The 22,967-nt window shown below is 71.8% G+C and carries 19 protein-coding genes and 1 pseudogene; 13 read left to right on the top strand and 7 right to left on the bottom strand.

From position 1 onward, the window contains the following. The first annotated feature begins 12 nt into the window (after positions 1-12). The 5 genes and pseudogenes from ACV7NM_RS02525 to ACV7NM_RS02505 all read left to right on the top strand — a co-directional run bounded on the left by ACV7NM_RS02525 (position 13) and on the right by ACV7NM_RS02505 (position 4,168). A complete protein-coding gene (locus tag ACV7NM_RS02525; RefSeq protein WP_463408657.1) occupies positions 13-648 on the top strand; it encodes a TetR/AcrR family transcriptional regulator in 636 nt (211 codons plus the stop codon). 101 nt (positions 649-749) lie between these two features. Beyond that, a complete protein-coding gene (locus ACV7NM_RS02520) occupies positions 750-1,355 on the top strand; it encodes a hypothetical protein (RefSeq protein WP_463408656.1) in 606 nt (201 codons plus the stop codon). 19 nt (positions 1,356-1,374) lie between these two features. Continuing rightward, positions 1,375-1,629: pseudogene (locus tag ACV7NM_RS02515) on the top strand (VWA domain-containing protein); the annotation flags it as partial. Between the two features lie 105 nt (positions 1,630-1,734). Next, positions 1,735-2,286: a PadR family transcriptional regulator gene (locus ACV7NM_RS02510; protein WP_463408655.1), complete on the top strand. Its 552-nt coding sequence runs from the start codon at positions 1,735-1,737 to the stop codon at positions 2,284-2,286. 157 nt (positions 2,287-2,443) lie between these two features. Beyond that, entirely contained in the window at positions 2,444-4,168 is a 1,725-nt protein-coding gene (locus ACV7NM_RS02505; protein WP_463408654.1) for an acyl-CoA dehydrogenase family protein, read from the top strand. 82 nt (positions 4,169-4,250) lie between these two features. On the opposite strand, the gene ACV7NM_RS02500 is transcribed toward ACV7NM_RS02505, so the two are convergent. Beyond that, positions 4,251-5,165 carry an NAD-dependent protein deacetylase gene (locus ACV7NM_RS02500; RefSeq protein ID WP_463408653.1) on the bottom strand — a complete coding sequence of 305 codons (915 nt, stop codon included), beginning with the start codon at positions 5,163-5,165 and terminating at the stop codon, positions 4,251-4,253. Positions 5,166-5,270: 105 nt separating this feature from the next. After that, on the bottom strand, positions 5,271-5,822 hold the full coding sequence (locus ACV7NM_RS02495; RefSeq protein ID WP_463408652.1) for a GNAT family N-acetyltransferase: 552 nt from the start codon (positions 5,820-5,822) through the stop codon (positions 5,271-5,273). A 583-nt stretch (positions 5,823-6,405) separates the two neighbouring features. Here ACV7NM_RS02495 and ACV7NM_RS02490 point away from each other — a divergent pair. The 4 genes from ACV7NM_RS02490 to ACV7NM_RS02475 all read left to right on the top strand — a co-directional run bounded on the left by ACV7NM_RS02490 (position 6,406) and on the right by ACV7NM_RS02475 (position 12,657). Further along, positions 6,406-6,624: a hypothetical protein gene (locus ACV7NM_RS02490; RefSeq protein ID WP_136215408.1), complete on the top strand. Its 219-nt coding sequence runs from the start codon at positions 6,406-6,408 to the stop codon at positions 6,622-6,624. A gap of 90 nt (positions 6,625-6,714) precedes the next feature. Beyond that, complete coding sequence (locus tag ACV7NM_RS02485; protein ID WP_463408651.1) at positions 6,715-7,521, top strand: HlyD family efflux transporter periplasmic adaptor subunit; 807 nt, start codon at positions 6,715-6,717, stop codon at positions 7,519-7,521. Further along, positions 7,518-9,758, top strand: coding sequence for an NHLP family bacteriocin export ABC transporter peptidase/permease/ATPase subunit (locus ACV7NM_RS02480; protein WP_463408650.1), 2,241 nt, complete (start codon positions 7,518-7,520; stop codon positions 9,756-9,758). The genes ACV7NM_RS02485 and ACV7NM_RS02480 overlap by 4 nt, the downstream gene beginning before the upstream one ends. A gap of 1 nt (position 9,759) precedes the next feature. After that, the gene (locus ACV7NM_RS02475; protein ID WP_463408649.1) at positions 9,760-12,657 is read left to right on the top strand and encodes an NHLP bacteriocin export ABC transporter permease/ATPase subunit; all 2,898 of its coding nucleotides are present in this window, start codon (positions 9,760-9,762) and stop codon (positions 12,655-12,657) included. Between the two features lie 79 nt (positions 12,658-12,736). On the opposite strand, the gene ACV7NM_RS02470 is transcribed toward ACV7NM_RS02475, so the two are convergent. The 3 genes from ACV7NM_RS02470 to ACV7NM_RS02460 all read right to left on the bottom strand — a co-directional run bounded on the left by ACV7NM_RS02470 (position 12,737) and on the right by ACV7NM_RS02460 (position 15,280). Continuing rightward, on the bottom strand, positions 12,737-13,267 hold the full coding sequence (locus ACV7NM_RS02470; protein WP_463408648.1) for a DoxX family membrane protein: 531 nt from the start codon (positions 13,265-13,267) through the stop codon (positions 12,737-12,739). Between the two features lie 170 nt (positions 13,268-13,437). Continuing rightward, on the bottom strand, positions 13,438-14,757 hold the full coding sequence (locus ACV7NM_RS02465) for an aldehyde dehydrogenase family protein (RefSeq protein ID WP_463408647.1): 1,320 nt from the start codon (positions 14,755-14,757) through the stop codon (positions 13,438-13,440). Between the two features lie 103 nt (positions 14,758-14,860). Further along, positions 14,861-15,280, bottom strand: a complete 420-nt coding sequence (locus tag ACV7NM_RS02460; RefSeq protein ID WP_463413810.1) for a MarR family winged helix-turn-helix transcriptional regulator — start codon at positions 15,278-15,280, stop codon at positions 14,861-14,863. Between the two features lie 203 nt (positions 15,281-15,483). On the opposite strand from ACV7NM_RS02460, the gene ACV7NM_RS02455 reads away from it, so the two are divergent. Then, on the top strand, positions 15,484-16,584 hold the full coding sequence (locus ACV7NM_RS02455) for a hypothetical protein (RefSeq protein ID WP_463408646.1): 1,101 nt from the start codon (positions 15,484-15,486) through the stop codon (positions 16,582-16,584). An 80-nt stretch (positions 16,585-16,664) separates the two neighbouring features. Here ACV7NM_RS02455 and ACV7NM_RS02450 read toward each other — a convergent pair whose 3' ends face one another. Then, complete coding sequence (locus tag ACV7NM_RS02450) at positions 16,665-17,330, bottom strand: TetR/AcrR family transcriptional regulator (protein WP_463408645.1); 666 nt, start codon at positions 17,328-17,330, stop codon at positions 16,665-16,667. Positions 17,331-17,447: 117 nt separating this feature from the next. On the opposite strand from ACV7NM_RS02450, the gene ACV7NM_RS02445 reads away from it, so the two are divergent. The 3 genes from ACV7NM_RS02445 to ACV7NM_RS02435 all read left to right on the top strand — a co-directional run bounded on the left by ACV7NM_RS02445 (position 17,448) and on the right by ACV7NM_RS02435 (position 20,412). Then, on the top strand, positions 17,448-18,641 hold the full coding sequence (locus tag ACV7NM_RS02445; protein ID WP_463408644.1) for a cytochrome P450: 1,194 nt from the start codon (positions 17,448-17,450) through the stop codon (positions 18,639-18,641). A 239-nt stretch (positions 18,642-18,880) separates the two neighbouring features. Then, positions 18,881-19,462, top strand: coding sequence for a TspO/MBR family protein (locus tag ACV7NM_RS02440; RefSeq protein ID WP_463408643.1), 582 nt, complete (start codon positions 18,881-18,883; stop codon positions 19,460-19,462). Positions 19,463-19,665: 203 nt separating this feature from the next. Further along, positions 19,666-20,412: a hypothetical protein gene (locus tag ACV7NM_RS02435; RefSeq protein ID WP_463408642.1), complete on the top strand. Its 747-nt coding sequence runs from the start codon at positions 19,666-19,668 to the stop codon at positions 20,410-20,412. Positions 20,413-20,456: 44 nt separating this feature from the next. Here the strand turns inward: ACV7NM_RS02435 and ACV7NM_RS02430 are convergent, their stop codons facing one another. Further along, positions 20,457-22,949, bottom strand: a complete 2,493-nt coding sequence (locus ACV7NM_RS02430; RefSeq protein WP_463408641.1) for a helix-turn-helix domain-containing protein — start codon at positions 22,947-22,949, stop codon at positions 20,457-20,459. Positions 22,950-22,967: the final 18 nt, after the last annotated feature.

The raw sequence follows: 22,967 nt of genomic DNA, 5'->3' as shown, positions 1-22,967 counted from the left end.
TAAGGTGTGGTCATGCCCGACACCACGACCGACACCACGACCGCTTCGGCGCCTGCGGTGGGCCGCCGCGAGCGGAAGAAGGCCGCCACCCGTCAGGCCCTCGCCGACGCGGCCCTGCGCCTGTTCTTGGAGCGCGGCTACGACAACGTCGGCATCCGCGAGATCGCCGACGCGGCCGACGTCTCCACCACCACGCTTTTCAAGCACTTCCCTGTCAAGGAAGCCCTCGTCTTCGACGAGGACGCCGACCAGGAGTCCTGCCTCCTCGCCGCCGTCCGGGAACGGCCGAAAGGCCGGTCCATCCCCGCGGCCCTGCGGCAACACGCTCTGCGCACCCGGCTGGCCGACAGCGGCGGCGACGCCCGGTTCACCGGCTTCACCAACCTGGTGAACACCACCCCGGCCCTGCGCGACTACGCCCAGAACATGTGGCTGCGCCACACCGCCGCACTCGCCCGGGTCATCGCCGAGGAGAGCGGCCTTGCCGCGGACGATCCCGCCTGCACCGCCCTGGCCCACTTCGCGCTCGAAGCCCCCCGCGCGGTGCACTCGCGCGACGACCTGCCGGCCGACCCCCGCGAGGCCATCACTCGCGCCTTCGACCTGTTGGAACACGGCTGGAGCGGTCTCACCCAAGCCCGAGCGTGAGGAAGCCGTCCGGGGCGCACCACGTGACCAGGCGTGCACACCGCTCCTGACCAGGCCCGCAATACGGGTGGATTGGTACGCTCCGCGGCATGGGGATGGACATGACTGTGCTGGTTGCGGACTGGTCCTGGCTGGGTGAAGTCCCGCAGGGGGAGAGGCTGTCGAGGTTGAGGCACGCCTGGTACGCCGACGAGACCGGGCTGTGGGACGACGGCGCGCCGGAGGTCGAAGGCGACTGGCACTGGCCACGAGGGCCCCACCGCGGTTCATTCTCCGTCTACGAGTTCCGAAACACCCTCGGTTCGTTCAAGGCCCACTTCTGGGCAGGGGAGCGCTGGGGGTCCGTACGCGACCACGCCGATCCCTCGGTGCGCGTCGAGTTGGACGCCTTGCTGCTCGGGTTGATCTGGGGAGGGATGGACGGCGAGGCGGAGCACGTCGATCCGGGCTTCTTCTGTGACGACCCCGCCCTCACCCGTGGAGTGTTGCTCGCGCGTTCGCCGGACAGCGCAAGGGAACTGGCCGCGATGTCGGGGCGGATACGGCCCCGGCTGGGCGGGCTGCGTCGAGCCTTCCAGGAGTACGCCGCCACCCCGCACGGGTGGATCCGCGACTTCGACGAGTTCGCCGACCTGCTGGACGACTGGGACCGGGTCCTGTCCGAAGCGGCCCGGCGGGGCTGGGGAGTCGTGGGGCTGAGCGGGTAGGCCGCGAGCGGGCACCACCTACGGCGAGCACAGCTTCCTCCGGATCGTGGTGACCGACGGCGAGGAGAACGCCTCCGGCGGCGACCGGCGGCATGACGGCGACATGACCGTCCTCGGCCCCTGGCTCGACAAGATCACGGCGAAGACGGCCGCACTTCCGGGTCGAACCGCCCAGAAGTACGGCTTCCCGGCCGGAAACATCGCTCTCTGGGACGCCGACACCCAGAAGGGAGTCGAGAAGGCGATCGGCATCTGCTCATCATGCTCTGAAAGCGGCGGGACACGTGCGCCTGACGGGCGGCCGTCGCCCGGGGTGAGGCGCGTCTCATCGGGGCGGTGACGCTTGTCTATGCAACAAGTTGCATATAAAGATCTGGGTATGGCGCTTGAGCACGCGATCCTCGTCTCCCTGCTGGAGCAGCCGGGCTCCGGCTACGAGCTGGCCCGGCGGTTCGACCGGTCCATCGGTTACTTCTGGACCGCGACCCACCAACAGATCTACCGCGTGCTCAAGCGGATGGAGAGCGACGGCTGGATCGAGGTCCGCACGGTTCCCCAACAGGCGAGGCCGGACAAGAACGAACACTCCGTCACCCGGGCCGGCCGCGCCGCGCTCTCGGCCTGGCTCCGCGACCCCGTCCAGCCCGACAGCGTCCGCCACGAGATCGCCGTCAAGATCCGTGGCGCCGCCTTCGACGACGACCCGGCCGCGCTGATCCGCGAGGTCGAGCGGCACCATCAGGCGCACGCCGACCGGCTCACGCACTACCTCGCGGGGGAGCTGCGCGACTTCACCGGCCCGGCGGCGCCCATCACACCGGACGCCGGTCAGGAGCTGCAACACGTCGTGTTGCGCGGCGGCATCGCCTACGAGCGGATGATGCTCGCCTGGCTCGAGGACGTCCTCGCCACGCTCCGCCGGATCGCCTGATACGCCGAACGGCCGCGCGAACCGTGCCACCGTCCGTAACCGTGCCACCGTCCGCACCGCCCCCGTCCCTGCCCCCGGCATTCCGGCCTCCAGTCCCTCGACGCCCCGATCCCCCGACGGGGCCCGGTCCGCACCCGGGCCCGAAAGGCGAACCCTCATGACCGACACGTTGCTGTTCAACCCGCACACCTACGACCCCGCCCACTTCGACCCCGAGACCCGCAGGCTGCTGCGCGCCACCGTCGACTGGTTCGAGGACCGCGGCAAGCGCAAGCTGATCGAGGACTACCGCTCCCGCGCCTGGCTGGCGGACTTCCTCGCGTTCTCCGCGAAGGAGGGGCTCTTCGCGAGCTTCCTGACCCCGGCGCCCGAGGCCGGCGACGACCAGCCGGACAAGCGCTGGGACACCGCGCGGATCGCCGCCCTCAACGAGATCTTCGGATTCTACGGCCTCGACTACTGGTACGCCTGGCAGGTCACCATCCTCGGCCTCGGCCCGGTCTGGCAGAGCGACAACGCCGCCGCCCGCTCGCGCGCGGCGCGGCTCCTCGACGAAGGTGAGGTGTTCGCGTTCGGCCTGTCCGAGAAGACGCACGGCGCCGACATCTACTCCACCGACATGCTGCTGGAGCCCGACGGCGACGGCGGCTTCCGAGCCCGCGGGTCCAAGTACTACATCGGCAACGGCAACGCCGCCGGCCTGGTGTCCGTCTTCGGCCGGCGCACCGACGTCGAGGGCCCCGATGGGTACGTCTTCTTCGCCGCCGACAGCCGCCACCCGGCGTACCACCTGGTGAAGAACGTCGTCGACTCGTCCAAGTACGTCAGCGAGTTCCGCCTCGACGACTACCCGGTCCGCGCCGAGGACGTCCTGCACACCGGCCGCGCCGCCTTCGACGCCGCGCTCAACACCGTCAACGTCGGCAAGTTCAACCTCTGCACCGCCTCGATCGGCATCTGCGAGCACGCGATGTACGAGGCCGTCACCCACGCGAACAACCGGATCCTCTACGGCCGCCCCGTCACCGCCTTCCCGCACGTGCGCCGCGAACTGGCCGACGCCTACGTGCGCCTCGTGGGGATGAAGCTGTTCAGCGACCGCGCCGTCGACTACTTCCGCTCCGCCGGTCCCGACGACCGCCGCTATCTGCTGTTCAACCCGATGACGAAGATGAAGGTGACCACGGAGGGCGAGAAGGTCATCGACCTCATGTGGGACGTCATCGCCGCCAAGGGCTTCGAGAAGGACACCTACTTCGCCCAGGCGGCCGTGGAGATCCGCAGCCTGCCGAAGCTGGAGGGCACGGTCCACGTGAACCTCGCGCTGATCTTGAAGTTCATGCGCAACCACCTGCTGGAGCCCGCCGAGTACGCGCCCGTGCCGACCCGCCTCGACGCGGCGGACGACGCGTTCCTGTTCCGTCAGGGGCCCGCGCGCGGTCTGGGCTCCGTACGGTTCCACGACTGGCGCCCGGCCTTCGACGCGTACGCCGCCCTGCCCAATGTCGGCCGTTTCCGCGAGCAGGCCGACGCCCTGTGCGAGTTCGTGAGGACCGCCGCCCCCGACGAGGAGCAGAGCCGTGACCTCGACCTCCTCCTGGCCGTGGGACAGCTCTTCGCCCTGGTCGTCCACGGTCAGCTGATCCTGGAGCAGGCACGCCTGTCCGGTCTGGACGAGGACGTGCTCGACGAACTCTTCGCCGTCCTCGTGCGCGACTTCTCCGCGCACGCGGTGGAGCTGTACGGCAAGGACTCCGCCACGGCGGACCAGCAGAGTTGGGCACTCGGGGCGGTTCGGCGCCCGGTCGTCGACGCCGACCGCTCGGCGCGCGTCTGGGCGCGCGTGGAGGCGCTGGCCGGGGCGTACGAGATGGCGCCCTGACGCGGCCGGGACGCAAACGAGCCCTCGGCGCGCCGCGGCATTCCCGCGCCGGGCCGAGGCCGAGCCGGCCTTGGGGTCCTCCTCAAGGCCGGCGCGTCGGCTCCGCCCCGCGGTCGTCCACCGGGACGCCCAGTCGGTCGGCCACGGCGGTGAGGGCTGTCCCCAGGGGGAGCGCGACCCGGGTGACGGCGTGCCGGTCGCCCCGGGTCGGGTCCCGGTTGACGATCAGTACGGGTTTCCCGGCCCGGGCTGCCTGGCGGACGAACCGCAGCCCCGACATCACCGTCAGCGAGGAGCCCAGGACCAACAGCGACGTGGCCGCGTCGACCAGGTCGCGGCAGCGCTCGACCCGCAGCGGCGGCACGGACTCGCCGAAGAACACCACGTCCGGTTTGAGGATGCCCCCGCACTCGGAGCAGGGCACCACGGAGAAGTCCCCTACCTGTTCGTCGGTGAGGTCGGCGTCGCCGTCCGGGTTCAGTCCTGCCGCCACCGGCTCGAAGCCCGCATTGGCCTCCTCCAGCCGCCGGGCGACCTCCCGGCGCGAGGTGAAGGCGCCGCAGGACAGACAGACGACGCGCTCCAGGCTCCCGTGGAGTTCCACCACGCCCTCGCTCCCGGCGGCCTGGTGCAGACCGTCGACGTTCTGGGTGATCACACCGGAGAGCAGACCGTGCCGTCCGAACGCCGCCACGGCCCGGTGTCCGGCGTTCGGCCGGGCGCGGCCGAACGTGCGCCAGCCGAGGTGACCGCGTGCCCAGTACCGGCGCCGGGCATCAGCGCCGGCGGTGAATTCCTGGTACGTCATCGGCGTATGCCGACTCAGGCTCCCGCCCTCACCCCGGTAGTCGGGGATGCCCGACTCCGTGGAGATGCCCGCCCCGCTGAGCACCAGCACACCGCCGGTCCGCAGCGCATCGGCGATCGGCTGCGGCTCAGTGGTGCCGGGCGGCAGATCCTCGGTGGGCGTCCAGCTCAGAGTGGGGCGCGTGCGCATGCTGCCAGCGTACGGAACGGGTAGGACAACGGGGCGGGAGCGGGACGGACGGGCGGTGGAGGTCGCGGGCGGTACGGCGCCGATCGCAGGAGGTCTCAGGAGGTCTCAGGAGGCCTCAGGAGCGGTGAGGCCCCATGTCTGAAGGCTGTAGGGCCGCCCCTTCTCCTCGCCCGTGATCAGCGGTACGTCGAGCGGTCGAAAGCCGGCCTTGGTGGCCACGGCGACGCTGGCGGCGTTCTCCGCCTCCAGCTCCAGGATCACCTGCTCCGCGCCCAGTTGCTCGAAGGCGTAGGCGGCCATGACCCGCACGGCCCGCGCCGCCAGCCCTTGGCCGCGGTGCGCCGGGCCGACCGCGTAGCCGATCTCGGTTCCCTCGGGGGCCCGCCGCAGCATCACCTCGCCGAGCGGGGCCCCGCCGTCGACGGTGATGGCGAGAAGGATGGTCGTGCCTTCCGCCCGCAGCTTCCGGTCGCGGTCCAGGCGCGCGCGGGCGGCCGCGTCGTCGAAGGGGGAGACGATCGGTGTCCAGTACGCGATGTCGGGGTGGTCGAAGAGCTCCGGCATCGCGGCCAGGTCCGCCTCCGTCCAGTCGCGCAGGATCAGGCCTTCTCCCGAAAGCTCGATCCGCTCGGGAAACGACGACGTTGTGCTGTTCATGGTGGGGGTCCTCCGTGGCCTGTTCCGACGAAGCAGGGTAACCGCGGGCAGGTGGGAGGGCACGCCGTATCGGCACCGCCGGCGTCCGGGCCTGCCGGCCCGGCGGCCGGGCGAGGGTTCGGGACGGGGTGCGCGCCCGGTCGGTCGTCGCGTGGAGTGATTGACCGGACACTGGTGGTCGCTGTCGAAAATCTTCACACGGTGAGAGTGGAGTGGATGACTCCCTTTGTGTAGCCGGGCGACATATCGGATATAGGCAAGCCGATTGATCCCGTGATGTCGCTTTTTTCCGTCCAAGTCAACGCGTGGCGCAGATGTGTTACTCGATCTTGTGAGGAGTGTGTGGCGATCTTCGGGGCAATTCGAAAAACCTTCCCTACTCACCGGTTGCCCTACCCGCCCAGGGGCGTCAACACGGTTCGCCCGGTCACCCGTTGGCGTGCTTACATCGGCGCACCGCAGCGGTTTCGGAAACGGCGTCCCATGCCGGCCGAGGCCCTCGCGCAGGTGGTCGGACCGCCCTGTCGCGGCCTGCCACACCCCCCATCAAAAACACTTTCTTACGAATGAAGGGTGCGCTCCCATGCGTAACGACATCGAGACCCGCGAGATCGCCGACGACGAGCTGGACGCCATCTCCGGCGGTATCGCCCTCGGCGGCGGCCTCCTCGGCGGCGTGACCGGCGACGTCCAGCACGTCCTCGGCACCGTGACCTCCCTGCAGACCGTCCACGGCGCGCTGGCCCTGCCCGGCCAGGTCGAGGGCATCGTCGGCGTCCGCGCGGGTGTCGCCGGTCTCTGAGCAGTCCTGCTCGACCAGTGAACCCCGGAACGCGACCGTTCCGGGGTTCACCCCGTGTACCGAAGGCAGTCGAAGGAAGAGTCCCCGTCCGTGCAGTTCCGTCAAAAGGCGCTCTCCAAGCTGCAATCGCCCGAGGAGCTCGATCTCCCCGTGCGGTTCGCGCGCCCGCAGGGCCGGCTCGTCCTGGCCGTCACGGTAGTCGTCATGGCGGCCGCCGCCTTCTGGGCCTTCACCGGATCGGTGTCCTCCAAGCTGAGCGCACCCGGCATCCTCACCCACGCCGACGGCAGTTACCTGTTGCAGAGCCCCTTCGCCGGACAAGTCACCGCCGTCCACGCCAAGGAGGGCCAACTGCTGCCCCCCGGGGCCCCGTTGTTGCAGGTCAATACCGAGCAGGGCGACCGCACCGTGCGCGCGGTCGCCGGGGGGCGGGTCACCGCGCTCGTCGCACGCGTCGGGGCCGTGGTCACGACCGGCGCGGACGTGGCGACCGTGGAACGTGTGAAGAACCCCGACGACCCGTTGGTCGCGGTGCTGTACGTACCCGCCGCGAGCGGCGCGGCCATCCCCGTCGGCGCCGCCGTCGACGTCACCGTCCAGTCGGTGCCGCAGCAGCGGTACGGCGTACTGCGCGGCCGCGTCAAGGAGGTCGGCCGAACGCCGCAGACCCCGGCGCGGATCGGCGGGTTCCTCGGCGACACCGGGCTCGCCGCGCAGTTCACCCGACAGGGCAACCCCGTCTCGGTCCTCGTACAGCTCGACCGCACCACACGGACCAAGTCCGGCTACCGGTGGTCCTCCACCGACGGCCCCCCGTACACCCTCGACTCCACCACACCGGTCACCGGCGCCGTCCACCTCTCCGTGCAGCGCCCCGTCGATTGGCTGCTCCCGTGACGGCCCCCGCCGCCCAGGCGACCACCCCCACCCCCGGGCACCGCTCCTCCCGGCGCAAGCCCGCCCCCGCCCCCAAGGGACGCACCCCCCGGGTCGTTCGCACCCCCACCGTGCTCCAGATGGAGGCGGTGGAGTGCGGAGCCGCGGCACTGGCCATGGTGCTCGGCCACCACGGCCGCTTCGTCCCCCTGGAGGAACTGCGCATCGCCTGCGGAGTCTCCCGCGACGGCTCCCGCGCCGCCAACCTCCTGCGCGCCGCCCGCGGTTACGGTCTCCAGGCCAAGGGCATGCAGATGGACCTCGCCGCGCTCGCCGGCGTGCGGCCCGCGGCCATCCTCTTCTGGGAGTTCAACCACTACGTCGTCTACGACGGCATGGGCCGCCGCTTCGGCCGCAGGGGCGTCCACGTCAACGACCCGGCCAAGGGCCGCCGGTTCGTGCCGATGGACGAGTTCGACACCAGCTTCACCGGCGTCGTCCTCACCTTCGAACCCGGCCCGGGATTCCGCCGCTCCGGCCGCAAGCCCGGCGTCCTCGGCGCCCTGCCCGCCAGGTTGCGCGGCACCTCCGCCTCCATGCTCGCCGCCGTGGTCGCAAGCCTCCTGCTGGTGGCCGTCGGCGCGACGGTTCCCGCACTGAGCCGCACGTACATCGACATGTTCCTGATCGGGGACCAGACCTCCCTGCTCGGCGCGCTGTTCGCGTCGATGGCGGTGACCCTCGTCCTCACGGCGGTGCTGACCTGGCTCCAGCAGGCCAATCTGCTGCGCGGGCGCATCATCTCCTCGACCCTCGGCAGCGCCCGCTTCCTGCGGCACCTGCTGAGGTTGCCGGTCACGTTCTTCTCCCAGCGCAGCCCGGCCGACCTCGTCCAGCGCCTCCAGTCCAACGACGCCGTCGCCGAGACCCTCGCACGGGACCTGACCGCCGCGGGGGTCGACGCCGTGGTGGTCGTCCTCTACGCCGTGCTGCTGTGGACCTACGATCCCGGGCTCACCCTCGTCGGCATCCTGATGGCGCTGCTCAACGTGGTGGCCCTGCGGATCACGATGCGACTTCGGGCCACCGGCACCCAGAAGCTGCGCGCGGAGAGCGCCCGGCTCACCAACACCTCCTACAGCGGTCTCCAGCTCATCGAGACGATGAAGGCCACCGGTGGCGAGAACGGCTTCTTCCGCCGCTGGGCGGGCCGGCACGCCGTCACGCTCGACGTGCAGCAGCGGCTCGGAGTGCCCAGCGCGTGGCTGGCGATCGTCGCGCCCACGCTGGCGGCGCTCAACAGCGCCCTGATCCTGATGATCGGCGGCCTGCGGGCGGTGGAAGGCCACCTCTCGGTCGGCCTGCTCGTCGCCTTCCAGGCGCTGGTGACCAGCTTCACCGCACCGATCAGCCGCCTGGGCGGGGTCGCCGGACGAATACAGGACTTCGCGGCCGACGTCGCCCGCCTCAAGGACGTCGAGAACTTCCCCGTCGACCCGCTGTACTCACGGCGCGAGCCCCCCGCCGCCACCCGACGGCTCAAGGGCCACGTGGAGCTGGAGCACGTCACCTTCGGCTACAACCCGCTGGACGCCCCGCTGCTGAAGGACTTCTCCCTCACGGTCGGACCCGGGCGGCAGGTCGCGCTCGTCGGCGGCTCCGGCAGCGGCAAATCCACCGTCTCGCGGCTGATGTCCGGCCTCCACACCCCCTGGGAAGGCGCCATCCGTATCGACGGGATGCGGCTGGAGGACATCCCGCGCGGAGCACTCGCCGCCTCCGTGTCCTTCGTCGACCAGGACGTCTTCCTCTTCGAGGGCACCGTCCGCGACAACGTCGCCCTGTGGGACCCCTCCCTCTCGGACGAGGCCGTGATCGCGGCCCTCCGGGACGCCGCCGTGTACGACGACGTCGCGTGCCGCCCCGGCGGCATCCACAGCCGGGTCGAGCAGGACGGCCGAAACTTCTCCGGCGGCCAACGCCAGCGCCTGGAGATCGCCCGCGCCCTGGTGCGCCGCCCCAGCGTCCTGGTCCTCGACGAAGTGACCAGCGCCCTGGACGCGACGACCGAGCGGACGGTCATGGACAGCCTGCGCCGCCGGGGCTGCGCCTGCGTGGTCATCGCGCACCGGTTGAGCACGGTCCGCGACAGCGACGAGATCGTCGTACTCGACCGCGGAACCGTCGTGGAACGCGGACGGCACGAAGACCTGCTCGCCCGGCAGGGTGCCTACGCCGCACTGGTCAAGGAGCACTGAGATGACCGCCACGTGGCAGACGCGGACGCAGGCCGCACCCGATCCCGTAGTGACCGCCCTCGGCGCCGTCGGCTCCCCGGTCGACTGCTCGGGTCTGCGCAGCCTGTCCCTGGAGGGCCCGCTCGTGCTGTGGCTCGTCGAGGACGGGGCGCTCGACCTGTTCGCCGTCGACGCCGCGCTGGAGGGGCACTGGCACTTCCTGGGCAGGTTGGAGGAGGGCTCCCTGCTCCTGGGCCCCGCCGACGGCTGCGCGCACACACTGGTCGGCCGGCCCCTCCAGGGCTGCCGGCTGCGCCGCATCGAGCTGCGCGAACTCTTGCGCCCCGAGCACGCGGGCGCGGGAAGTCCCCAGGACGGTTCCTGGGGATGGTACGTCGACCAGGGCGCCCCCGGCTTCGCCGGTGGGGCGCTGAGCCCCCTCGAAGAGGCGTTCGCGCTCGGGGTCGGCCGCGGACTGCGCGCGCTCTACCAGGCACCGCTGGAGAGCCGACCCGGCACCGGCCCCGGCCGTGACGACGACGTCCTGTGGATGCAGATCACCCCGGGCAGCGTGCAGTACGGGGCGGCCTACGAAGGCCACGGCATGGCCGGCACGCTCCTCGTCGACGGGGCGATGTGGCAGGGCATGGTCGACCAGCAGTACCGGCTGTTGCACGCCCTGGACCGGTGGATCGAGCAGTTGGAGCGGGCCCACGAGGACCGCACGGCCGCCGGTATCGAGGCGGGCGAGGCGGCCCGCACCCAGGCGGACCGGGCCCTGTTGGCCTCCATCGGCCGCGCGGGCAGGGGCCCGCGTCGGCGCCGCCCCGCCAGCGACGACGCGACTCTCGCGGTGTGCCGCCTGGTCGCCCGAGACGCCGGTGTCACCCTGTCCGAACCGGGCGCGACCGCCCCCGCCTCCTCGGGCGCGTCCGAGGGCGCGTCCGAGGGCGCCGACCCCCTCGAACGCATCGCGCTCGCCTCCCGGATACGCACCCGACCCGTCAAACTCGCCGGCCACTGGTGGCGGGAGAACAGCGGGCCCCTGGTGGGCCGCCGCACGGACGACCAGGCACCGGTCGCGCTGCTGTGGCGACGCGGCGGGTACACGGCCGTCGACCCCGCCACCGGCCTGCGCGAACGGGTCGGCAAGGAACTCGCCGCCGCCTTGGAACCGGGCGCGGTGATGCTGTGCCGCCCGCTGCCCGAGGGCAAGCAGAGCCTGCTCGCGCTGGTCCGCTTCAGCCTCCGCGGCACGGGCAACGACCTGCGCGCCCTCGTCCTGGGCGGCCTCGTCGCTGTGGGGCTGGGGGCGCTGGTCCCCCTGGCCACCGGTCGGGTACTGGGCACGTACGTCCCCCAAGCCGAGGGCGGCCTCATCGTGCAGAGCGCCCTGGCGCTCATCGCGACGAGCGTCGTGTCGGCGGCTTTCATGCTGCTGCAAAACATCAGTGTCCTGCGTATCGAGGGCCGCATCGAAGCCACCTTGCAGCCGGCCGTGTGGGATCGGCTGCTACGGCTGCCGGTGACCTTCTTCGCGGGCCGTTCCACCGGCGAACTGGCCGGCGCCGCCATGGGGATCAGCTCCATCCGCCGTGCGATCTCCGGGATCGGCGCGGTGTCGGTACAAGCGGTCGCGGTCGCCGCGATGAACCTCGTCCTGCTGCTCGTCTACAGCGTGCCGCTGGCGTTGGCGGCCGTCGCCATGCTGCTCGTCATCGCCGCGGTCTTCCTGGGGCTGGGCCTGTGGCAACTGCGCTACCAGCGGCGGCTGGTGAAACTCGGAAACAAGCTGAGCAACCAGGCGTTCCAGACCCTTCGCGGTCTGCCCAAGCTGCGCGTGGCCGCCGCCGAGAGTTTCGCCTACGCCGCCTGGGCGCGCGAGTTCGCCCGGACCCGGGAGTTGCAGCAGCGCATCGGCCGGATCAAGAACGCCGTCACCGTACTCAACGCGGTGTGCCTGCCGGTGTGCTCGCTCGTGATGTTCATGCTGCTGGCCGGCCCGGCCCGGGGAAGCATGTCCGCGAGCGGGTTCCTCACCTTCAGCACCGCCGTGACGATGATGCTGTCCGCCGTGACGCAACTGACCGGCGCGCTCCTGTCGGCCGCCGCCGTGCAGCCGATGTTCGAGGAGGTCAAACCGATCCTCGAGACGAGCCCCGAGGTGAGCGGCTCCGGCATCCGGCCGGGCCCGCTCGGCGGCGCCGTCGAGGTGCGCAACCTTTCCTACCGTTACGCCGAGGACGGCCCGGTCGTCCTCGACGACGTGTCGCTGCGGGTGCGCCCCGGGGAGTTCGTCGCGATCGTCGGGGCCAGCGGCTGTGGCAAATCGACCCTGCTGCGCCTTCTCATCGGCTTCGACGCACCCACCTCGGGCAGCGTTCTCTACGACGGCCAGGACCTGGCGGCACTCGACCGGGCGGCGGTGCGCCGCCAGTGCGGCGTCGTGCTGCAGAACGCGCAGCCGCTGTCCGGCTCGATCCTGGAGTGCATCGGCGGCGCCGAGTCGTGTTCATTGGAGGAGGCGTGGGAGGCGGCCTCGCGCGCGGGCCTGGCCGAGGACATCAAGGCGATGCCCATGGGAATGCACACCGTGCTGTCGGACGGTGGCGGGACGGTCTCCGGTGGCCAGCGCCAACGGCTGATGATCGCCCAGGCCCTGATCCGCAAGCCGCGCATCCTCTTCCTGGACGAAGCCACCAGCGCGCTCGACAACGCGGCCCAGAGGGTGGTCATCGAGTCGACCCGCGCCGAGCGGTGCACCCGCGTCGTGATCGCCCACCGACTGTCCACGATCATGGACGCCGATCGGGTCGTCGTGATGTCGCGAGGCCGAATCGCCCAAGAAGGCACGCCCGCGGAACTGCTCGCCGACACGGACGGCCCCTTCCACGAACTGGTCCGCCGCCAAGTCGGCTGACCGGGAGGTCCGGGCCGGCCCCGACGGGGGGAGGTGTCCCGTCCCCGCGCCGGAGCCGGCAGGTCGTCCGCCGCGGCGCTCAGCGCGAACCGCGCGCCACCGCCTTGACCCGGGCGGCGGTGCTCGCCGCGGCCGCCTCGACGGGGCGGTGAACGGCCCGCACCGGGTGCCGGTGGTCGAGGACGTGCCGGGACCGGTAGGCGAGCGAGGGCTTTCCGTGGGTGTCGGCGACGGCGATGAGCAGCCCGCCCAAAGCGGACAGGTCGGTGAGGAAGCGGGAGCGCTGCCGTGCCCGCTCCTGGGGGTCCTCCACCGTCCAGAAGGCGTTCGCGGTGAGGGTGGTCGGTACCAAAGTGGCGGCGAGCGTCAGCGCGGCCAGGCGTGGGGCGCGTCCCGTGGCGAACAGCAGGCCGGCTCCGGCCTGGATCGCACTGTTGACGCGTACCAGCCTCAGCGGGTCTCCGGACAGCGCCGGGACGCGTTTCCCGACCGCCCGGACGACGGGTTGGGCGAGTTCCGCGGCGGCCTCGGGATGGCGCAGGGTGCGCAGTCCGCCGGAGACGAACTGGGCGGCCAGCAGGGGACGGGCGAGCTTTCGAAGGACAGCCATGCCCCGCTGGTGCCCAGCCTCGGCCCGTCCATCCGGCCCGACCGACCCCACCAACGCGGCGATCCACTGCCGCGCCGATCCCGATTCCCCACCTGTCCCCACCCCTTGCCTACGCCGATCCCCGCCGGGGCCGGACGCCGGTGGGGGTCGGGCCGTGAACCGCCCCGCCGTCAGTTCAGGGGCTTGTCCAGTACGGCCTTGCGGTGGCTGAAGGTCTCCAGGGAGTAGCGACCGTGGTAGCTGCCCATGCCGCTCTCGCCCACGCCCCCGAAGGGCAGGTCCGACACCGTGAGGTGGGCCACGGGCAGTCCGAACGCCAGACCGCCCGAGGAGGTCTCCCGCGTGAGGCGCTCGCGCGTGGTGTCGGATTCGGTGAAGGCGTACAGCGCCAGGGGCTTGTCGCGATCGCGGATGAAGGCGATGGCCTCGTCCAGTCCGGCCACCTCGACCACCGGCAGGATCGGGCCGAAGATCTCCTCGCGCATGACGGGGGAGTCCGGCGCCACCTCGGCGAGGACGGTCGGGGCGATGTAGCGGTCGGCGCGGTCGTGGGTTCCCCCGACGACGGTGCGACCGGAGTCGAGCAGGCCGGTCAGCCGGTCGAAGTGGCGTTCGTTGACGATCCGACCATAGTCAGAGGACGCCGCCGGGTCGTCGCCGTACATCGTGCGCAGGACTTCGGCCAGTGCCTTCTCCAGTTCCCTGGCGGTCCCGGGGTCGGTCAGCACGTAGTCGGGCGCGACGCACGTCTGGCCCGCGTTCATGAACTTCGTGGCTGCCAACCGGGCCGCCACGACGCCCAGGTCCGTGCCGCGGTCGACGAAGGCGGGGGACTTGCCGCCGAGTTCGAGGGTGACGGGCGTGAGGTTCTCGGCCGCCGCACGCATCACGACCCGGCCGACCTGGCCGTTGCCCGTGTAGAAGATGTGGTCGAACCGCTGCGCGAGCAGTTCGGTGGTCTCGGCGACCGCGCCTTCCACCACGGCCACCTCGTCGCGGTCCAGGTATCGCGGCAGGAGCTCGGCGACCGCGCGCGAGGTGGCGGGCGCCAGCTCACTGGGCTTGGCCACGACGCAGTTGCCCGCGGCCAGCGCGCCCACGATCGGGGAGAGCAGCAACTGGACCGGGTAGTTCCACGGGGCGATCACGAGGACCACGCCGAGCGGGTCCTGCACGGTGTGGGCGACGGCGGGGCTCAGCCGCTCGGGGACGGGGGCCGGCTGCGGCCGCAACCAGTCGGCCAAGTGCTCCAGAGTGTGGTCGATCTCGCGCACGGTGAAGTCGATCTCCGTGCGGTAGGCCTCCTGCGGGCTCTTGCCGAGGTCGGCGTGGAGCGCGGCGGCCAGTTCGTCTCCCCGCTCGGTCAGCAGTTTCCGCAGGGCTTCGAGCCGGCTGGTGCGCCAGGTCAGGGGCTTGGTGCGGCCGGTGTCGAAGGTGTCGCGCAGCCGTGCGACGACTTCGGCGGGCTTTGCGGAAGGCTGGTCCGACATGTGTGTCTCCTGGGGTCGCGCGGCGCACGGCGGCGCCGCATTTCCGTTGTAAATAACAACTAATGAATGGGGTGTATTTCCCGACGTGCGCTCGGGGCGGGGGTCAGTCCGCTCCGACCCCGGGCGTCGCGTCCTGCGGATCGGCGGGGTGTCGGTTGTAGCGCAGCAGGTAGGTGGCGAAGCGGTCGAGGTCGACGGGGTCCCAGTCCGCGAGTCGCTCGTCGAACATCGCCCGTCGGTCCCTGGTCGTCTTGGCCAGGATCGCGGCGCCCTCGGGGGTGAGCTCCAGTACGTACACCCGGTGGTCGTCCGGGTCGGCGCGCCGTACGACCAGTCCCGCGCGCTCCAGCGCCGCGACCTGGCGGCTGACCGTGGACTTGTCCAACGCGTAGTGGGTGGCGAGGTCGGAGGCCCGGCAGCCCTTCCGCTCCTCCAGGTGGCTGAGCAGGGTGAACGACACCAGGGAGAGCTCCGGGTGCATCCGGGCGGCCGCGGACCGGGCCCGCCGGGCGAACGCCGTCATCTCGCGCTGGATCGTCTCGACGGCCGTTGTCCGCCGCTCGTCGTCAGGTCGGGGGGTGTCCGATGTCTCCGTGGTCACGCCGACTCCTTTCGCAACTGGTTGTATAGTACAACGTAAGAGAAGTTGTATATGCCAACTATGTTTCGACTATTTTTCGGCGGCGACTGCCCCGCAGCCCGAGCCGACACCGGAGGTCCTGTCGTATGTCCGGCCGCACATCCGTACACCACCACGCCGCGGACCCCGTGCTCCGCCACGTGCTCACCCATCTCCTGACCCCGCTGCTGATGTGTCTCGGCATGGGGCTCGCCTACATGGGTGCCTTCGTCCAGCCGGAGCCCCACCACCTCCCCGTCGCGGTCGTCGGCGAGGGGCCCCGCGCCATGGTCTTCGCGCAGACGGTCAAGAACGACGCCGGTGACGCCCTCGACGTGCGCACGCTCTCCCACCGTGCCGACGCGGTGGACGAGCTCAAGGATCGACGTATCGCGGCCGCCTACGTGCCGAGTGACACCGCGCCCGAGTTGATCGTCGCCACTGCCGCCTCCGACACGAGCGCCACCGTGGCCGAGAAGATCTTCACTCCGGTCGCCGCCCGGCAGGGCGTGCCGCTCAAGGTGACCGACGTCGTCCGCACCGTCGACGACGACCCGACCGGTCAGGGTCTGTTCTTCCTGCTCGTCGCTGTCAGCATCGGCTCCTACGCCTCGGTGGCGGTCCTCGGCGGCGCCGGCGCCGCACTGCGCATGCGCGGTCGGGCCCTGCTGGCCGTGGGCGTGTCGGGCGTCGTCAGCGCGATCGGCGCGCTACTGGCCGGGCCGGTCTTCCACCTCGCCCACCACGGCCTGGCCGGAGTCTGGGGTCTGAGTTGGCTCTACTCGGCGGGCATCCTCTTCGTCGGAGTCGGGCTGCACACCTTCCTGAAGCGCTGGACGACGCTCACCATGATGGTGCTCTTCGTGATGCTCAACTTCACCAGCTCCGGCGGCCTGTTCCGCCCCGAGTTGCAAAACGGCTTCTTCGGTTCCCTGCACGCCTTCTGGAACGGAGCCGGCTACGTCGACGGCCTGCGCGGCCTCGTCTACTTCGACAGCGACGGTCTCTCCCGCCAGGTGGGCACCCTCCTGCTCTGGCTGCTCCTCGGCCTGGTGATCACGGCCGCTGCCGGGCTCTACGAACGTCGCCGGGCCGCTCAAGGGACCACTGCCCTTCCGCGGCCGACCGACCCGCGCGGGGCCGAGAAGGACGAGCAGGAGAGGGAGACGGACGCGGAGGAGGAAATGGAGGAAGCGGTCGGCGTCTGAGACGGACGAGGACGCGAACCCGGGCGTGCCGCGTGCCCGGGCTCGCGGACGTGGAGCCCGGCGGGGGTGGACCGCCGGGCTCAGTCCGTCCCGGGCCCGGCCTCGGCGCCGGCCCCCTCGCCACCCCCGTCACCGCCCGTGTCTCGGCACGGCCCGTTCGCCGGCGCGGTCCACAAGCGGTCGAGAGCCGCGAGGACCAGCCGGCAGACCGTGTCCGGATCGGCGCCGGAGAGGGGTTCGCGGGCGGCGACCGTCCGCATGAGCCCGATCCCCAACAGCCAGGCCATGGCCAGATCCGCGCGCAAGGCCCCGTCGCCGCAGGGGGCCAGGCCGGCCAACACCTTCTGGTACGACTCGCCCAGCTCCCGCAGGGTCCCGGTCGCCTCGTCGCCCCTCCCGACGGATCGCAGGTACACCTCCAAGGAGCGGTCGGTGCGGTCGGTCCCCGCGGCGCTGCGCGTGAGCAGCGAGCGCAGCGCCGTCTCGAACAGGTCCTCCGGCGCGGTCGCGCGCAGTTGCTCCAGGTCCCCACGTGCGACGACCTCCGTCAGCAGCCCGTGCTTGGAGCCGAAGTAGCGGAACAGCAGAGCCTGGTTGGCCCCGGCCCGCTCGGCTATCGCCCGCACAGTGGTCCGTTCGTAGCCCTGTTCGGCGAACAGGTCGCCGGCCGCTTCGAGCAGCCTGAGGCGGGTGGCCGCGGCGTTGCGGGGGCGCTCCGCGGGTCGCGGCCGGGGGGATTGGTCCACACTGATCGTCCTCTCCGAAGGCCCGTCAGGATAACGGCCACAAAGCGTCGTTGACCGGCCGGGAGGCCCGTCCTAGGTTGTAAGCAGCTGCTTACAACCCGCGTCAAGGAGGCCGAAGTGACGAACTCGGACACCCCCGTCCTCAATTACCCCTTCAACACCACCGAGGGACTTCAGCTCGCCGAGGAGTACGAGCGCGTACGCGACCGGACCGGCCTGTTACGCGTGCGGATGCCGTACGGCGAGCCGGCCTGGCTGGTCACCCGCTACGCCGACGCCCGCCTCGTACTGGGCGACGCGCGCTTCAGCCGCGCCGCGGGCAACACCCGTGACGAGCCCCGGCAGTCCGAGGGCCGCGCCGACAGCGGCATCCTGGGTATGGACCCGCCCGACCACACGCGGTTGCGGACCCTGGTGGCCAAGGCGTTCACCGTCAGGCAGGTCGAGAGGCTCCGCCCGCAGGTGCGCGCGCTCGCCGCCGAGCTGCTCGACGAACTGGAGGCGGCCGGGCCCCCGGTAGACCTCGTCGACCGCTACGCATTGCCCATCCCCGTCGCCGTGATCTGCCGCATGCTCGGCGTACCGGTCGCGGACCGCCCGCGCTTTCGGGTGTGGAGCGACGCCGCGCTCTCGACCAGCTCGCTGACGGCCGAGGAGTTCCACGCCAACCGCGAGGAACTGCGCGCTTACATGGCGGGCCTCATCGACCTCCACCGGCAGGACCCGCAGGACGACCTGATGACGGCGCTCATCGAGGCCCGGGACGGCGGTGGTGACCGGCTCTCGGAGCTGGAGCTCATCGACCTGTGCGTGGCGGTCCTGGTGGCCGGGCACGAAACCACGGCGTCCCAGATCCCCAACTTCGTCCTCACCCTGCTCGACCACCCGGACCAGCTCGCGCTGCTGCGGCAGAAGCCCGCCCTGATCGCGAGCGCGGTGGAGGAACTGCTGCGGTTCGTGCCGCTGGGCAGTGGCGCCGGCCAGGCCCGGTACGCCACCGAGGACATCGAGGTCGGCGGCACCCTCGTCAAGGCCGGAGACCCGGTGCTGGTCGCGACCGGCGCGGCCAACCGCGACGCGCTGCGCTTCACCGCCCCCGGGGTCCTCGACATCCGACGTCCCTCCAACCAGCACCTCGGGTTCGGCCACGGCGTCCACCACTGCCTGGGAGCCCAGCTGGCCCGCATGGAACTCCAGGAGGCCCTGGGCGCGCTCCTCCTGCGCTTCCCCCGACTCAAGGTCGTCGGCGACCTCACGTGGAAGACGGAGATGCTGGTGCGCGGGCCGCGTGTCATGCCGATCGGGTGGTGAGCGCCGTTTGCGCGGACTGACGCGTACGCCGGGGTACGGCCGGCCGGGGCGGGGCTGGTCCGGGCGGGCGGTCTCCCGTGCGTCCCGTACCGAGCGGAGCGGCTCAGGTCCTGCGCCGGGCGATGGTGGTGCCCGTGCCCGGAACGCCGAGGGTGCGCGCGCCACAGCGGGAGGAGCCGGACATGGACGCGATCGTGCGGAACCCATGGCGCTTCCACCCACCGACCGAGGGAAGACGCATGACCATGAAGCCGCTCATGGATGACGAGGAAAACGGACGGCGCACGTCGAAGAGGACGTACGCGCTCACGGCGGCCGCGGTCACCGCGGCCGCCTTCCTGGGGGCGCGGGCGGTGGACGCCGAAAGCCACTGGTACCGCGGGCTCCGCAAGCCGTCCTGGCAGCCACCGCCCCGGGCGTTCGGCGCGGTGTGGACGCCGCTGTACGCGTCGATCGCCTGGGCCGGCGGCCGGGCCCTGTCACACGCCCGGGGGCCGGCGCGGCGGCGTCTGGCCGTCAGCCTCGGGGTGAACCTGACGGTGAACGCGGCCCGGACCTGGATGTTCTTCGGCCTGCGCAGCCCGCGGGCCGGCGCGGCCGGAACGTGGCTGCTGGACCTCAGCAACGCGGAGTTGATCCGTCGAACCTCCCGCACGGACGCCGGCGCGGCCGCGGCACTCTTGCCCTACGCCGCCTGGTGCGCCTTCGCCACGGCCCTCAACACGTCCATCGCCCTGCGCAACGGCACGGAAGGACCTGCGGGTGCCGGCCGCGCGTGCCGGCGGATCGTGGCAGCCGCCGCCCGTCACGGGCGGCCCTGACGATCCGAAGCGGGGGCCGCGAGGGTCGGTGCGGTGCGTATCGGGGGACGGCGGACGTGCTCGGGGAAGGCGGGGATCTACGGGCCGCCGGTGGGCGCGACCCCGTGGTCATCGATGCGCCTGCGGGGAGCACGGGCAGGCCGTCGGACGTTGGACCGTACGGGGCAACGATCGGGCGCACCCACCGCGCTACCATCCGAGCGATGAGGGAGGAACTGATGAGCACGGCCGACGAGGGACGGCAGTGGCCGGACGAGGCGAGCGTCGACAACGCGAGGACGACGCTGCTGCGGCTCCTCGCGCGGGCGGGAGTCCCTTCCGACGACGCGCGGCAACTGATCGGGCTGCTGGAGGCGGGAGCGCTGGCCCTCGCGCACAAGGAGCTGAGCGGCGGCGACCGCGGTGCGCCGGGGGACAAGGGCGCGGCGTACGAGTCGGGCTGGCTCGACGGGGCCGAGAACCTCCTGGAAGAACTCGGCGACCTCGCCGAGCGGAGCCTGGTGCGGGTCGTGGGGGCGGACGGCCGGCAGGGCCCGGCCGAGGAGCACCCGCGCGCCGGGCGTATGGAGGTGGAGCGGGCCCGAGTGGCGCTGACGCCGCTGTACCGGTCGTTCACCTCGGACTCGGAGCTCGATCCGGAGGTGACCGACGAGGTGCTCGTCGCCGTCCTCGGCACGATGAGTCCCCGGCAGCGGGCCGGGTACCCCGGGCGGCTGACGGAGTTCGCCTCGGTACACCGGCCCCGCTTGGAGCGGCTCTTCGAGGAGTACGGACCGGGCAGCGCCATCACGCTCCACGGCCGCTATTCGCTCGTCCACTCGGCCAGCGGCATCGCCGTGCTGGAGCGGCTCGTCGCCGCCCCGGCGGGTCTGCGGGAGGAGTGGGACGCCGCGGAGCTGCCACCGGCGTGGCTGGAGGGGCTGCTGATGGCCTGGAACGCCTCGGCCTGAGCCGGCCCGAGCGGGGGGCCGTCGTCCGGGAGGGTGTGCCGGTCTCAGCCGTCGGCCGCTTTGCCCAGGTGGCGTTGGAGGCGCGCGTGGCGGAACTGGTAGACGGCGCCGACCTGGCGCAGGACGCCGCGGCGGTAGGCATCGTCGAGGAACGCGACGATCGCCCACGGGAGACGGCCGGTGAGGGGCAGCCACACGCGTGTGAGGAGCACCCACTGGCCCCAGGCGGTGAAGGCCAGTGCGTACGAGAGCGCGCCGGCCAGGCCACCGACGGCGCCGAGCGCGAGCCCGTCGGCCATGGGCCAGGAGAGGGGACCGAGGACTCCCTGGAAGAGCTCGGTGACCAGCCGACCGCCGAACGCGATCACCAGGGTGAGCATGGGCGCCAGGAACAGCGTCTGGCGCACCATGATGCTGCGGTTGACGGTCAGTAGGTCCACCGGGGTGGCGGCGGAGCCCAGGTCGATGGGGACCTCCAGGGCGGCGACGAGTCCGAGCACCAGCCCGCCGGCCAACCCGAACGTGACGCCGTACACCAGCGAGTTGACGAGCGTCGCCTCGATCACCGCGATGTTCACCGTCAAGTGCCCGCCGGTCAGGAAGGCTCCCGTGGTGAAGCCGAGACCGCAGCCGAAGCCCATGACCGAGCCGCCCAACAGTCCGGCCGAGAACAGTGTGACGTACCTGCGGGCGGACGGGCCGTCGGCGCCGGCCCGGCGGGGCCGGCCGGGCAGGCGCATCCTCACCCGGGACGGCTCGAACACTCTGATCCGAAGCACGCACACGAGTCCGTAGACCAGCCCGAAGGCGAGACCGACGGCAGGGCCGAACAACAACGCGTCCAGCAGGCCCGAGCCCAGCGCGAACGCGGCACTGTGGCCGGCGGCCAGGTTCTTCACCGGGAAGACCAGCCAATCGGCCACGCCGGTGACCAGGGAGCAGGCGAGGACGACGGCCAGGACCCGCGAGGACAACCGCAGCGAATCGCGCAGCTGCCACCACGCCAGGTCCTGGTGTTCGCGCTGCTCGGGCCGGTCCAGGTGCCGGGCGAGATGGCCCAGGTAGTGCCGCGCGCGGCGCGGGTCCCAGGTCCGGGACCGATGCGGGTGGCGGGCACCGGGCGCGGTGGTGGCGCGGCGGCGGTAAACGGTCGGCACGAAGTCGGCCAACAGGTGGTCCTCTATGGACTCCGGGGTCGGGAAGCGGGTGGTGTCCAGCAGCACAGCCGGATCCCGGGCCGGGGCTTCGCCGTCGCTGTTGCCTTCGTTGTCGCTGTCGCTGTCGCTGTAAACGGTCCGGGCCAGCAGGACCATCAGCGGAGTGCTCAGCACCTTCGCGAGGTTGGCGCCGGGTCCTTCGTCCGGGGCGGCGCCCAGCCGTTCCAGGACGGGGTCCCACACGGTGGCGGCCCGTCCGTCCCGGACGCCCGGAGGGGCCGGAGCGGTCGGGCGCGCGGTGCGGGGCAGGTAGCGGAGCAGGTCCTCGGTGTTCAGGTCGAGGAGTTCGATGCCGGCGGCCTTGCGGAGGACCTCGACCGCGACGGCCTCCGCGAACTCCTCCGTACGGCTGCTCAGGACGAGCGGCAGCGCGCTCGCGTTGAGTTCCCGAAGGGCCGGGCCGATCAGTCCGGTGGCGATCTCGTCCAACCCGTCCAGCACGGGCAGGATCCACCCGGCGTCCACGAGCGCGGCGGCCAGGGGCGCGCCGCCGGGGCCGCGCGCGTCGAGATTGGGGTGATCGCGCAGCAGGCGCGCGATCAGCCAGTCGCGCAGCGTGCCGGCGGTCGGATCCCACGACCCGACGCCGAAAACCACCGGGACGGGCTCGTCGTCGGAGCGTTTGACCAGATAGTCGAGGACGAACCGCATGACCAGGACGGTCTTGCCGGAGCCGGCCCGCCCGAGCACCAGCAACCGTCCGGACCGGACGCGCCGGTAGACGTCGGCGATGTCGGCCAGACCGCCGTCCAGGGACGGCGGCCCCGCGGACAGCGGGCCGGACACGGCCCCGGGGATGGTGTCACCGATGTCGTCCCCGTGGTCCAGCAGTTCCTCGGGCGCCGATCGCCAACGCACGGGCAGCGGGAACGGGTCGTGGACGCGGCGCTGCTCCTCCTCGCGGATACAGCGGCTGTACACGTCGAGGGCCAGCGACTCGGCCACCTCGACCAGGGCTCCCCGAGACGGTGGCAGTCGGCCGGGTCGCACCGGCCGGACCGGCACGGCCACGGGTCCGGGATCAGGCAGGGGTCGGGGACGGGGCACGGGTCGGGGAGCGGGCAAGGCTTCCGGTTCGGGCGAGGCCTCGCTCCCCGGGACGGGCGTCGGGCGGGCGTCTTCGACGGCCGGGCTGTTGCCCCGGTGAGCGGCCAGCAGATCCGTCCACACGCCGTCACGGTCGCGCCCCAGGGCGTCGGCCAGCGCGTGCGCGACCTGCTTCACCGTTCCCAAACGGGCATCGGTGGGTTTGCCGGTCTCCAACCGGTGGATCGTACGTACTCCCAGCCCGGCCCGCTCGGCCAACTGCTCCTGGGTCATCCCCGCCTCGAGTCGTAA

This window comes from Streptomyces sp. Tek67B01, assembly GCF_055231995.1.
Note: the sequence above shows the minus strand (reverse complement) of the source record. Positions and strands in the feature narration are given on the sequence as shown.